The following is an 11,828-nucleotide window of genomic DNA, read 5'->3' on the forward strand; positions in this document are numbered from 1 at the left end:
AGACAATGCCGCTAGTTTCACACGCCGCATCCCGGTAAGCCGGGCTCGCAGGCTTCCGTTTTGTCGCTGGTCAACCAACCGACGACAGGTAGTTTGGCTGAATCCGGCGACTATGCACCATTCGCACGGCGCACGCCCGATCCCAATCGAGAAAAGACCCGACGGCCGCCCTGCGTCCCCCGCTCTGCAACAACGGCCGACGCGACCGTCAACCTCAGATCCGCGCCTACCACCGAACCGCGGAGCAGCCACGCAGCTATCCCTTTGTCGGCGGAGCGGCTGGCGCGCTTCGGCTCTGTGCCCTAACGCGACAACTAGGCCGTAACCCCTCGGTTACGTATCCCTGGGATTCTGCGCCGCTGGCATCTTCGATTAGTTCCGCACGATTAGAGCCGCGTGTTGCTCGATAGGCTCAGCCACTCACCCATGCGGCGCACGTTCAATTGTGCAGACCCGCGCAATCCTCGACAGAGTGTTCTAGGATGTACAAAGAATCGATTCCGCACTCGACTAGGCGGGCATCTTGTCAGGCAGTGGCGATGCAACTGAGGGCATCACCAGGGGAGCTGGTGATGCCGTCTTCGACTCTGCCAAAGGCGCGTCCGGGGGTGGCGGCTATTTCCGAAGCCTCGGCGGCGAGGCCGCAGGTGTCGGCGGCGGCATGGTCGGTAGCGAATTCGGCAAAACTGTCGCTGGCTCCACTGGCTCCGCAGTAGGCAACGCCGCCGGCAGTGTTGCCGGTCAGGCGGCCTCCGAGGCTCTCAGCGGCGGCGGCAGCAGCTTTTTCCGAAATGCTGGCGGCATGGGCCTGAGCATGGGCGCCATGATGGGCGGCAGCATGGCCGGCGGCGAACTCGGAAAGGCCATCGGCGGCACCACTGGCGAAACGATCGGCAACGTGGCTGGCGGTATGGTCGGTCAGGTTGCTGCGGACGCCCTTATGGGTAATGGCGGCAGCTTTTTTCAGAATATCGGCAGCATGGGCGCCATGATGGGCGGCAGCATGGCCGGCGGCGCGATCGGAAATGCCGTCGCTGGCCCCACTGGCGCCATGATCGGCAGCCTGGCCGGCGGTATTGGCGGTCAGGTTGCCAGCGAAGCTATCGCCAACCAGTTTCGGAGTCGAGGTGGTGCCGCCAAGGGCGGCGCCAGCGCCGCTAAGGGCACCGCGAGCGCCGCTAATGGCAGTGCCAACAGAGCATCCCCTGCGTCCGGCGGACGCCAGCGACTCCTCCGAGGTGTCGAAGAAGAAAACAACCCACTCACCCGGTCCCCCAACGGCGGACGCCCGCGCGACCTCAGGGGCGTCCAGGAAGAGACCCACACGCTCACCCCCTCCCCCAACGGTGGACGCGCGCGCGACCTCAGAGACGTCGAAGAACTCCATACACCCACCCAGACCGGCCTGTCTGGGCAAGCCCGCTCTGGTCTAACGGGGCAAACAGCCGAAGTGGCCGATGGTGGTCCGGGCAACACGGGTGGACTGACCACTGGTAACGCAGCCCAGGTAGCGGGGACCAATGGCGCCACTCCAAGTTCGCTTGTGTACGACTTTGCAAATATCGAGGCTATGGCCCAGCAGCTTGAGAAGAGGATCGGCGTAGACCAGCAATTGGTAGAAAGAGCCCGTGCCTTGCGGCTTTCACTAAAAGACAGTGCGAATGGCGCATTCGAGAGTGCCGCCCAGGAGACACTGTTTTTCATAGAGACCGAACGCCAGAAATCTATCGCAGTGTCTCAACAAGCGGTACTCGTCTTGCGAAAAGCCGCCGCGGAAATGGCCAGCAACGAAGCCGCGTTCGCCAAATCGTTCAGATATGGCTAAGCCAGTTCAGCTCCGTTAGCCCGGATGATCCACCGACGACGGCCAATGGAATTCGGCGACGTCGGCATTGGTTCATGGTCATCGGCAACGAGGACGCCGCCGGCTCGGTGGTCAGCAGCGTAGCCATCGCGTCGAGCGAGAACTCCGGCATCCCGCGCCAAGACAGGCACGCACGTTCTCACGCGTCAGGAGCTGAGCACGGCCGAAACCGCGGGGGTCACACCTACAAAACATCACCATCGAACGGCACAACATCGACCGCGACATCGATCACGCTGTTCTCGGAGTTGGTGTAAATGATGCCCCGCAACGGTGGCACATCCGCATAGTCGCGACCACGCCCCACCGTGATATATCGCTGGTCAACCATCTGGTCATTGGTGGGATCAAACCCTAGCCACTCAAACTGACCGGTCCGCTGCGGAGTCCACACCGCAGCCCACGCATGGGTGGCATCACAGCCGACCATCCGGTCCTTTCCTGGTGGTGGGTCGGTGGCCAGATAGCCGGATACATAGCACGCCGCCAGACCGTTAGCGCGCAGACAGGCGAGCCCGAGCCTGGCAAAGTCTTGACACACCCCCTCGCGCGCTGCCAAAACCTCGTTGACGCCGGTGGAAATCGTCGTCGACCCGGAACGGTAGGTGAAGTCGTGATAGATCCGCGACGTTAGATCTTGCAATACCTCAACCAACGGACGTTCGGGCGCAAAACTGGGAGCGGCGTACTCCCGCACTTCATCGGTGATTTCCGGCGGGTTCAGGTCCAGCGCGAAATCAGTCGCGAGCGCCCCGTGGAACCCGGTCGGCCGGGCAGCCTCCCACGGTTCGCACGCTGGACCGTGGCTGTAGAGCCCGGGATCTGGCGGCTTTACATCGACGATGGAGTCGCTGGTGATCGTCAACGCACGATGCGGCTCGGTCACGTGGAAATACGAGCTGATGTTGCCGTAGCCATCGCGGCTCGTGGAGCTGTCGCCTGGAACCGGCAGAATGACCAACCGGTGGGCAACACAGCGTTGCCGCGCAGAGTCCCGCGGCGTCAGAAACCCTCGACCATAGGAACTGGTCACGACGTCGGAATAGCGGTATTCGGTCCGGTGAGTGATTCGGTACCGCCGGGTCTTCGTGGATTCCGTGGCGCAGGCTTCGGGGCCGTCTAGCGAGGTCATTAAAGCGCCCAGCACCAGACGGAGCCGCGCGCCTGCTCGCGCGCCCACGCTGAGCTGGACTCGACTTCAGCCGGCAACGGCACGAATGACCTCCTGACGTCTCTGCAACGACCTACACCACGCACGTGCCCCGTAGTGGCAACGCTGATCACATCACACACCAGGTTTTGCCGTGAGATAGTGCCCCGTTCGTGTGTCGCCCGCGCTGAACTTTTCGTCGGGCCTTTTGCTGAATCGGAGTTCTTATCCCAGGTCGCTTTCTAAAATCCAGCACACTGTGGATTGGTCATGCTCGGTGGGTGCGCCCTTCGAGGCACGGTCAACAAGTGTCTGCAAGTAGCCTTCCAGGGCCACCAGCTCCGCGATTTGTGCCCGAATTTGGTCGATACGGGCATTCAAGAGCTGTCGGACGTGCCCGCACGGCACCTCGCCACGATCGTGGATCACCAGGATTTGGCGTACCTTTTGTAACGTCAGCCCCGCCGCTTGGCCCCGACGGATGAACCGCAACCGAGCCACGGATTCGGGCCCATAGTCACGGTATCCGGCGCCGTTTCGCGCAGGCGGCGGCAGCAGCCCAGCATCCTCGTAGAAGCGAATTGTCTTGGTGCTCGTGTTGCCCAGTCTCGCTAGCTCGCCGATCCGCATTGCCGCACCCCTTGACCTTCCAGCGCGCTGGAAGGATAACACTGAGTTCGCATCGGCTGCCAGTGCCGTCAGGGATGTATCACTGCCATCGACTGGTAGGACCACCACACGAAGGGAGCTCTGTGAATGCCCTCTTGGAACGCCCATTTGGCGAAGACAGCGCCCACCGTCGTCACCGGCGTCGTTGGGCTTGCCGCGTACGAAGCGCTGCGGAAGGCGGCTTCGAGAGTTCGGCTGCGGAAGGCAACTGTCATCGCGACCGCCTGGGGCCTGCGGATTGTCCGTGAGGCCGAGCGCAAGGCCGCGCTAAGCGCCGAACAGGCTCGACTGAGCGTCGCCGACGTGATGGCCGAGGCGCGAGATCGCGCCGGCGAGGAAGGTTCGCCGCTGCTGGTGTTGGACGTGGACGGCGCCCATGAGCACTGATACTGACACCGCGGCCGGTATCACGCTGAAAGTTGTTTCCGACGCCGCCGGGCGGATGCGTGTGCGCACAATTGGGTTTCGCTTCGATGCAGTTCGAGCGGTGGCGATCGAAGATACCGTCAGCAAAGTAACCGGTGTGCATGCTGTGCACGCCTATCCACGCACGGCATCGGTCGTGATCTGGTACACGCCTGAACGCAGCGACAACACCGACATTTTGTCGGCGATCACCGATGCGAAACGACAGCCCGCAGAGTTGGTGCCCGCGCGTGCCCCCCACTCGGCTCGTCCACGTCACACAAGTGTGGTGCGGAGGTTCATCGGAGGGCCTGCTCTGGCGCTGTTCGGTCTGCGACGTCGTAAGCCAGACCACCCGTCGAGCACCGGCTGCGGGACCGGCTCAGCCAGTGCGGGCCAGGTGCCACCGGCCGAACAGAACCGGCGCCAGCAACGGAATTGGTTGCGTCGAGTGTGGCTAACCTGGCCATTGGCACTGCTGACATCCGCCGCCACAATGCTGTTCGGCTCGCACCTGTGGGCGGGATGGTTGGCCTTCGCCGTCACGGTGCCCGTGCAATTCATAGCGGGCTGGCCGTTTCTCAGAGCGGCTACGCAGCAGGCACGGGCGTTGACCGCGAACATGGACACACTGGTCGCGCTGGGTACGTTGACTGCTTTTTTCTACTCCACCTATCAGCTATTTGCCGGTGGACCGCTGTTCTTCGACACCGCGGCGTTGATCATCGCGTTCGTGGTGCTGGGCCGCTACTTCGAGGTTAGAGCCCACGGCAGGGCATCAGAGGCAATTGGCAGGCTGCTGGACATGGGCGCTAAGGAAGCCACGCTGCTTGTCGGCGACGACGAGCGACGGGTTCCGATTGACCAGGTCCGAGCCGGCGACGTGGTGCGGGTTCGGCCCGGGGAGAAGATCCCGGTGGACGGGGAGGTCATCGGCGGGCGCGCAGCTGTTGACGAGTCGATGCTGACCGGCGAGTCCGTCCCAGCCGAAAAGGGATTGGGTGACCACGTTGCCGGCGCGACAGTCAACATCGACGGGCTGTTGACCGTGCGTGCCACCGCCGTTGGAACCGATACCGCACTCGCGCAGATTGTGCGACTGGTCGAACAAGCGCACAGCGGCAAAGCTCCGGTACAGCGGCTAGTCGACCAGGTCTCGGCGGTGTTTGTGCCGGCGGTTGTCAGCGTCGCCATCGCGGCGTTCGCCGGGTGGGCTCTGGTCGTCGCCAACCCGGCAGCTGGGATCAACGCGGCGGTCGCTGTGCTGATCATCGCCTGTCCGTGCGCGCTGGGTCTGGCCACGCCTACGGCTATCACTGTGGGCACCGGTCGCGGCGCCGATCTGGGGATTCTCGTCAAGGGCGGCGAGGTCCTGGAAGCTTCGAAGAAGGTCGACACCGTCGTCTTCGACAAGACCGGTACGCTCACGCGCGCCCAGATGCGGCTTACCGACGTGGTTACCCACATGCTGCCGCAGCCCGATCTGGTGTTGCGGCTTGCGGCCGCGGCCGAGTGCGGCTCCGAACACCCCATCGGCGCGGCGATTGTCGCCGATGCGCGCGAGCGGGGCCTAGAGGTTCCTGCCGCCACCGGGTTCGCCAATCTCGCCGGCTACGGCGTCCGGGCGGAGGTGGACGGCCAGGCGATATTGGTCGGGCGGCGAAAGCTCGTCGAAGAACACGATCTGGTTCTGCCCGACAACCTCGCAGCGGCGGCTACCGAACTGGAAGAGCTCGGCCGAACCGCCGTCTTCGTTGGCCGAGGCGAACAGGTCGTGGGTGTGCTGGCCGTGGCTGACACCGTCAAAGACGAGGCCGCCGCCACTGTCCGCCAACTGCACGCCATGGGGCTGCAGGTCGCCATGATCACCGGCGACAACGCCCGCACCGCGCAGGCGATCGCCCGGCAGGTCGGAATCGACCGAGTTCTCGCCGAGGTATTGCCGCAGGAAAAGGTATCCGAGGTTGAGCGATTGCAGGCCGAGGGCCATGTTGTGGCGATGGTCGGCGACGGCGTCAATGATGCCCCCGCACTGGTGCAGGCCGATCTAGGTATTGCGATTGGCACCGGCACTGACGTGGCCATCGAGGCTTCCGACATCACGCTGATGTCCGGCCAGCTCGACGGCGTCGTGCGTGCGATCCAACTGTCCAGGCGAACTCTGCGCACGATTTACCAGAATCTTGGCTGGGCTTTCGGCTACAACACCGCCGCGATCCCTCTTGCCGCGCTGGGCTTGCTCAACCCGGTGATCGCGGGCGCGGCGATGGGATTCTCCTCGGTCAGCGTCGTAGCCAACTCGCTACGGTTGCGCCACTTCGGCTACGACACGCGCCGGCTCGAAAATCGTTCGACGCATCCCGGGACCCCATCGGTGGAATGACCGACAAATTCGGCTCCGCACGCACCGGAAGCGGAGCAGAATCAAGATATGGCTACGTGGAGCGATGTCGCCCGCATCGTGGGTGAACTGCCGCGCACCGCGGAGCAGGCACCGCACGACTGGCGAGTAGGTAAGAAGCTCATGGCCTGGGCGCGGCCGCTGCGGGCAGCCGAACGCGAAGCCCTGGTGCGGAATGGCTCCGAGCCACCGTCCGGCGACATCCTGGGTGTCCGGGTGTCCGACGAAGGGGTCAAGTTGGCACTAGTAGCCGACGAACCTGAGGTGTACTTCACCACTCCGCATTTCGACGGCTATCCGGCGGTACTGGTTAAACTGGCCGAGATCGGAGTCCTTGCGCTTGAGGAGCTGATCACCGAGGCCTGGCTGACCCAGGCCCCGAAAAAGCTGGCCCGGGAGTTCCTAGCCGATTCGTGCTGACCAGTCTCGCGATCCAAAGCTAGTGGCTCGCGACCACTCGTTGCAGATCATCAGCACAAACCTTGACAACGTTGGCTAGCATCACATCGGTTCTGCTCCGCGCAGCCGATTCCAACCTGCACGCACGGTCACGGGCCGCGTCCGCATGCGCGCTGGCTGCGGCAGGATCTGCATCGGCAACGGCTATTCCCGCCGCAAGATCCCAGACCGCGGCGCGCAAGGGTTGGAATAGCCAGTCGTCAAGGGGGCGAGCGGCCGAGCAGACCAGGTGCAGCACAGAGTTGCCCAGCAACCCCAGTAGCGCGGCCTGCTGATCGACATCGCGAATCGCGTGGCGCATGGCAAATCGGCGTGGCGCTCGCCGCGCCACTAGGCGAGCTGTACTGCGAGCCTCCATAAGCGCACCCAGCTGGTTGTTCAATCGACCAACACTGGCCATGTCGCAGTCGGAAACCACGTGACTCAGATCGTTCAGCATGTCTGCGAGTTCGACGAGGGCGTCGTGCAGTGCGGCCAAAACCGTGGCACGAACATGAGCGAGCAACGTCGCTGGGTTGGCGGGGAACAGGATAATGCTGAACACGATCGCCAGACCACCACCGATCAGGGCGTCGAAGAGGCGTTCGGCGACCACACCGCCTGAGCGGGCGAAAACCAAGACCAGTATCGCCGAAACGGTGGTCTGGTTGATAAACATCAGCCCCTGCGCGATGAAACCACGTCCGATAAGTACCGCCACCGCCAACGAAATGAAGACCGCCGCACCAATAGCCACATCCCCGGTTCCCAGGACAACCTGGACACCGGCGCCCAACACGATCCCCAGCGCTACACCGATGATCATCTGCGCGGCGCGCCGTCCGCGCAGGACGTTCGTTGCCGACAGGCACACTGCGGCGGAGATGGGCGCGAAAAAGGGTTGGGGGTGGTCCAGCACGTCATAGGTGATGTACCAGGCGAGGCCCGCGGCAATCGATGCTTGGGTGATCGGCCACACCACGGCACGCAAACGTTGGACTGCCACGAGGCCGCCGTCTGCAACCCTGGTCAGCAGTGAGGCACTCATGGGGTCTGCTTACCTTGGCTCACCGGGTAAGTCTCGCCAATCACAAGGCGGGATTGGTGCTGACCATCCGATACAGCTCGAACAACGGGATCACCCGGTCCGTCTTCGCCTGGTAATCGGCGAATCGTGGTGCCGCGGCTATGACCTTCGAGAAAGTCTCAGCGCGCTCGGCATCCGGCAGCTCGCGGGCGGTCACATCGAACTCCGCGGTACCGATCTCGATATGAGCCTGCGGATTGGCCCTGAGGTTACCCACCCAGGCCGGATCCGCGTCGGAGCCCGCATAGGACCCCACGATGATCAGCTTTCCGTTGATCCGCAGATAGGCAAGCGGCGTCAGCCTAGGGTGACCGGACTTGACACCCGTCGTCGTGAGCAGCAGCAGATCAGCATCGGCGAACGGGCCGCCGACTTTTCCATCGTTAGCTCGGAATTCCTCAACGATGTCGCTGTTGAATGCCTTCATCGCTTCGGCGTCCGGGCGCTGTTTGGTCATGCCTGGTCAACCTGCTAGGGCTTGGCGTCTATTCCGGACTCTTTGCGCTGTAAGGCGGTGATGGGCGCCGGCGCGTCGGTCAGCGGGTCGATTCCACCCCCGGTCTTCGGGAACGCGATCACTTCACGAATCGAGTCCACTCCGGCCAGCAGCGCGTTGGCCCGGTCCCAGCCAAACGCGATCCCGGCGTGCGGCGGTGCGCCAAACATGAACGCCTCCAACAGGAACCCGAATTTCTCGGCTGCTTCGGTTTTATCCAAACCCATCACCGCGAACACCCGCTCCTGGATGTCGCGGCGGTGAATACGCACCGACCCCCCGCCGATCTCATGGCCGTTGCACACGATGTCATACGCATCGGCTAGCGCAGCACCAGGATCGGTGTCCAGTAGGTTCTCGTATTCCGGCTTGGGCGCGGTGAATGCGTGATGCACAGCGGTCCACGCCCCAGCGCCGACAGTCATTTCACCAGCTTCGACAGCCTCATCGGCTGGCTCGAACAGCGGTGGGTCGACGACCCATACGAAGGCCCACGCAGCGGGATCGATCAGGTTGAGCCGGTGGGCGATCTCGATACGAGCCGCGCCCAGCAGTGCCCGTGACGATTTCGCCGGGCCCGCCGAGAAGAAGATGCAGTCACCGGGATTGGCTCCGACGTGGGCCGCCAAACCGTCCCGCTCGCCTTCGCTCAGATTTTTGGCCACCGGACCACTCAGCGCGCCGTCATCGCCAACCAGCACATAGGCCAGTCCCCGGTGTCCACGCTGCTTGGCCCACTCCTGCCAGCCGTCAAGCGTTCGCCGTGGCTGCGCGGCCCCGCCGGGCATCACTACCGCACCGACATAAGGCGCTTGAAAGACCCGGAATGTGGTGTCTTTGAAGAATTCTGCACATTCGACCAGTTCCAAACCGAATCGCAGGTCGGGTTTGTCTGATCCGAATCGCCGCATGGCTTCCGCATAGCTGATCCGCGGAATGGGCGACGGAATCCGGTAGCCGATCAGATCCCACAACGCTGTGAGGATCTCTTCAGAGAGCGCGATGACGTCCTCAGCGTCGACGAAGCTCATTTCCAGATCGAGCTGCGTAAATTCGGGTTGCCGGTCGGCGCGGAAGTCTTCATCGCGGTAACAACGGGCGACCTGGTAATAGCGCTCCATCCCGCCGACCATCAGCAGCTGTTTGAACAGTTGCGGGCTCTGCGGCAGTGCGTAGAACGAACCCGGACGCAGCCGCGCCGGCACCAGAAAATCACGCGCCCCTTCCGGCGTCGATCGGGTGATCGTCGGTGTCTCGATCTCGACGAAGTCATGGCGCGCCAGCACCCCGCGCGCGGCGGCATTTACCTGGGAACGCAATCGCATTGCAGCTGCGGGACCATCACGGCGTAGGTCCAGGTAGCGGTATTTCAACCGCAGTTCCTCGCCCGCTGGCTCGTCCAGCTGGAACGGCAATGGAGCACACTCGCCAAGCACCGTCAGCGACGTCGCGTTCACCTCGATCTCGCCGGTGGCAATCTCCGGGTTCGCGTTGCCTTCTGGACGGATCTCAACAACACCTGCCACCGCGATGCAGAATTCAGCACGAAGCAGATGAGCCTGTGCAAGCACGTCGGTCGCGCGGAACACTACCTGCGAGATGCCAGTCGAGTCCCGCAGATCGATAAATATGACGCCGCCGTGGTCACGCCGGCGAGCTACCCATCCGGCCAACACCACCTGCTGGCCGGCATCGCGATCCCGTAGCGAACCAGCGGCGTGGCTGCGCAGCACAACGACTCCCTACTCACCGATCAACGATGCACCTGGCTCGAACGACTGCTCAGTCTAGAGGCAGCCGCGGCCCGCACCGCCGACCGGCACCGGGCACGCGGTACCTTTGCCCATATCGCCAGGAAGAAGCAATCGAACGTCGCGGTGGTCGGTCCCGGTGCGGTCGGGACGACCATCGCCGCGCTAGTGCACGCCGCCGGATACCCGGTGTTGCTGTGCGGCCGCACCCCCCGTGACAGCATCGAACTGCGGCCCGACGGCGCCAACTCCATCGTGGTTCCTGGCCCGGTGCACACCAATCCCAAACAGGTCCCGGGCCCGGTCGACCTGGTGATCTTGGCGGTCAAGGCCACCCAGAATGACGATGCACACGGGTGGCTGGCTAGCCTCTGCGGCGAACAGACCGTGGTCGCTGTCCTGCAAAACGGCGTCGAGCAGGTCGAAAGTGTCCAGCCGCACTGTCCATCCTCGGTGATCGTTCCTGGGATCGTTTGGTATGCGGCCGAGACCCAGCCAGCCGGCTGGGTCCGACTGCGTGGCGAGGCGTCGTTGGTGGTGCCCACCGGGCCAGCCGCACAGGCGGTCGCCGAATTGCTGCGCGGCGTCGGTGTCAAGGTCGACTGCGACCCCGACTTCACGACCGCTGCGTGGCGCAAGCTGCTGCTCAACGCGTTGGCCGGATTCATGGCGCTGTCCGGACGGCGGTCTGGAATGTTCCGACGCGAGGATATCGCGGCGTTGTCTCGCCGATACGTCGCCGAATGTTTGACAGTAGCTCGCGCCGAAGGCGCCCAGCTCGACGACGAGGTGGTCGAGGAAATGGTCGACCTGTTCCGGTCGGCTCCCGAAGATCTGGGCACCTCGATGCTCGCCGACCGGGAGACCCACCGCCGACTGGAATGGGACTTGCGCAACGGCGTGATTATCCGCAAAGGCCGAATTCACGGCCTAGCCACACCGATTAGCGACGTCGTGGTGCCGCTGCTAGCCGCGGCCAGCGACGGCCCCGGCTAGATGCCCCGCGCGATGTCGTGGCCTAGTGTTGATGACCATGTTCCCCTGTAAGCGCGTCGACGTGAGCTTCGTCGACCCTGCTTCTCGCGCAGCACCATTTCTGTTCCGCAATAGCGTCGACCTCGCCATCACGCCTGAGCAACTGTTCGAGGTCTTTGCCGACGCCGAGTCTTGGCCCCGTTGGGCACCGGTCATCACAAAAGTGACCTGGACAAGTCCCGAACCTCGCGGCATCGGCACTACCCGCACTGTCGATATGCGCGGGGGGATAGTGGCAAACGAAGAGTTTCTTTCGTGGGAGCCGTTCACTCACATGGCATTCCGGTTCAACGAGTGCTCGACTCGAGCTGTCGCGGCATTCGCCGAGGACTACCGGGTCGAGGATATCCCGGGGGGCTGCCGGCTGACCTGGACGATGGCGCAGAAACCGGCCGGCGCCGCATGGCTGGCGATGTTTATAGCCCGTCCCATACTGAACCTGGCGTTCCGCCGGTTTCTGACCAACCTACGCAAGTACACCGAAGCCCGGTTCACCGAAGCACGGCGACATTAGCTGACTCGGCCCGGGCAG

The 11,828-nt window shown here is 63.5% G+C and carries 12 protein-coding genes; 6 read left to right on the plus strand and 6 right to left on the minus strand.

The genetic code is table 11. From position 1 onward, the window contains the following. The first annotated feature begins 523 nt into the window (after positions 1 to 523). Entirely contained in the window at positions 524 to 1,825 is a 1,302-nt protein-coding gene (locus tag ACO07W_RS02065) for a hypothetical protein (RefSeq protein ID WP_421840323.1), read from the plus strand. Here ACO07W_RS02065 and ACO07W_RS02070 read toward each other — a convergent pair. From ACO07W_RS02070 to ACO07W_RS02080, 3 genes are all read right to left on the minus strand, one after another. Then, complete coding sequence (locus tag ACO07W_RS02070; RefSeq protein ID WP_421840325.1) at positions 1,812 to 1,976, minus strand: hypothetical protein; 165 nt, start codon at positions 1,974 to 1,976, stop codon at positions 1,812 to 1,814. The two genes, ACO07W_RS02065 and ACO07W_RS02070, sit on opposite strands and share 14 nt — an antisense overlap. A gap of 72 nt (positions 1,977 to 2,048) precedes the next feature. Next, positions 2,049 to 2,996: a transglutaminase family protein gene (locus tag ACO07W_RS02075; protein ID WP_421840327.1), complete on the minus strand. Its 948-nt coding sequence runs from the start codon at positions 2,994 to 2,996 to the stop codon at positions 2,049 to 2,051. Positions 2,997 to 3,239: 243 nt separating this feature from the next. Then, on the minus strand, positions 3,240 to 3,644 hold the full coding sequence (locus ACO07W_RS02080; RefSeq protein WP_421840329.1) for a heavy metal-responsive transcriptional regulator: 405 nt from the start codon (positions 3,642 to 3,644) through the stop codon (positions 3,240 to 3,242). A 126-nt stretch (positions 3,645 to 3,770) separates the two neighbouring features. Here ACO07W_RS02080 and ACO07W_RS02085 point away from each other — a divergent pair, with 126 nt between their 5' ends. From ACO07W_RS02085 to ACO07W_RS02095, 3 genes are read left to right on the plus strand one after another with little or no spacing between them, the layout of a single operon-like run. Beyond that, entirely contained in the window at positions 3,771 to 4,070 is a 300-nt protein-coding gene (locus tag ACO07W_RS02085) for a DUF1490 family protein (protein WP_421840331.1), read from the plus strand. 55 nt (positions 4,071 to 4,125) lie between these two features. Further along, positions 4,126 to 6,471, plus strand: a complete 2,346-nt coding sequence (locus ACO07W_RS02090) for a copper-translocating P-type ATPase (protein WP_421845768.1) — start codon at positions 4,126 to 4,128, stop codon at positions 6,469 to 6,471. A 48-nt stretch (positions 6,472 to 6,519) separates the two neighbouring features. Beyond that, positions 6,520 to 6,909 (plus strand): MmcQ/YjbR family DNA-binding protein, encoded by a 390-nt coding sequence (locus tag ACO07W_RS02095; protein ID WP_421840333.1) that lies wholly within the window; start codon positions 6,520 to 6,522, stop codon positions 6,907 to 6,909. Positions 6,910 to 6,928: 19 nt separating this feature from the next. Here the strand turns inward: ACO07W_RS02095 and ACO07W_RS02100 are convergent, their stop codons facing one another. Genes ACO07W_RS02100 through aspS form a run of 3 tightly spaced genes read right to left on the minus strand, consistent with a single transcriptional unit; the run spans position 6,929 to position 10,243 of the window. After that, a complete protein-coding gene (locus ACO07W_RS02100) occupies positions 6,929 to 7,975 on the minus strand; it encodes an FUSC family protein (protein ID WP_421840335.1) in 1,047 nt (348 codons plus the stop codon). A 40-nt stretch (positions 7,976 to 8,015) separates the two neighbouring features. Then, positions 8,016 to 8,471 (minus strand): nitroreductase family deazaflavin-dependent oxidoreductase, encoded by a 456-nt coding sequence (locus tag ACO07W_RS02105; RefSeq protein WP_421840337.1) that lies wholly within the window; start codon positions 8,469 to 8,471, stop codon positions 8,016 to 8,018. Positions 8,472 to 8,485: 14 nt separating this feature from the next. After that, positions 8,486 to 10,243, minus strand: a complete 1,758-nt coding sequence (gene aspS / locus ACO07W_RS02110) for an aspartate--tRNA ligase (protein ID WP_421840339.1) — start codon at positions 10,241 to 10,243, stop codon at positions 8,486 to 8,488. 114 nt (positions 10,244 to 10,357) lie between these two features. On the opposite strand from aspS, the gene ACO07W_RS02115 reads away from it, so the two are divergent. Next, positions 10,358 to 11,257 (plus strand): oxidoreductase, encoded by a 900-nt coding sequence (locus tag ACO07W_RS02115; RefSeq protein ID WP_421845769.1) that lies wholly within the window; start codon positions 10,358 to 10,360, stop codon positions 11,255 to 11,257. 37 nt (positions 11,258 to 11,294) lie between these two features. Then, positions 11,295 to 11,810 carry an SRPBCC family protein gene (locus tag ACO07W_RS02120; protein WP_421845770.1) on the plus strand — a complete coding sequence of 172 codons (516 nt, stop codon included), beginning with the start codon at positions 11,295 to 11,297 and terminating at the stop codon, positions 11,808 to 11,810. Positions 11,811 to 11,828: the final 18 nt, after the last annotated feature.

Source organism: Mycobacterium sp. (genome assembly GCF_965230835.1).
In the GTDB taxonomy this organism is placed as follows: domain Bacteria; phylum Actinomycetota; class Actinomycetes; order Mycobacteriales; family Mycobacteriaceae; genus Mycobacterium.

Bases quoted from the DNA above. Each gene is read 5' to 3' on its own strand.
- ACO07W_RS02095 (WP_421840333.1), top strand. From the start codon at position 6,520: ATGGCTACGTGGAGCGATGTCGCCCGCATCGTGGGTGAACTGCCGCGC.
- ACO07W_RS02080 (WP_421840329.1), bottom strand. From the start codon at position 3,644: ATGCGGATCGGCGAGCTAGCGAGACTGGGCAACACGAGCACCAAGACA.
- ACO07W_RS02070 (WP_421840325.1), bottom strand. From the start codon at position 1,976: ATGCCGGAGTTCTCGCTCGACGCGATGGCTACGCTGCTGACCACCGAG.
- ACO07W_RS02120 (WP_421845770.1), top strand. From the start codon at position 11,295: ATGTTCCCCTGTAAGCGCGTCGACGTGAGCTTCGTCGACCCTGCTTCT.
- ACO07W_RS02105 (WP_421840337.1), bottom strand. From the start codon at position 8,471: ATGACCAAACAGCGCCCGGACGCCGAAGCGATGAAGGCATTCAACAGC.
- ACO07W_RS02085 (WP_421840331.1), top strand. From the start codon at position 3,771: ATGCCCTCTTGGAACGCCCATTTGGCGAAGACAGCGCCCACCGTCGTC.
- ACO07W_RS02075 (WP_421840327.1), bottom strand. From the start codon at position 2,996: ATGACCTCGCTAGACGGCCCCGAAGCCTGCGCCACGGAATCCACGAAG.
- ACO07W_RS02090 (WP_421845768.1), top strand. From the start codon at position 4,126: ATGCGTGTGCGCACAATTGGGTTTCGCTTCGATGCAGTTCGAGCGGTG.
- ACO07W_RS02100 (WP_421840335.1), bottom strand. From the start codon at position 7,975: ATGAGTGCCTCACTGCTGACCAGGGTTGCAGACGGCGGCCTCGTGGCA.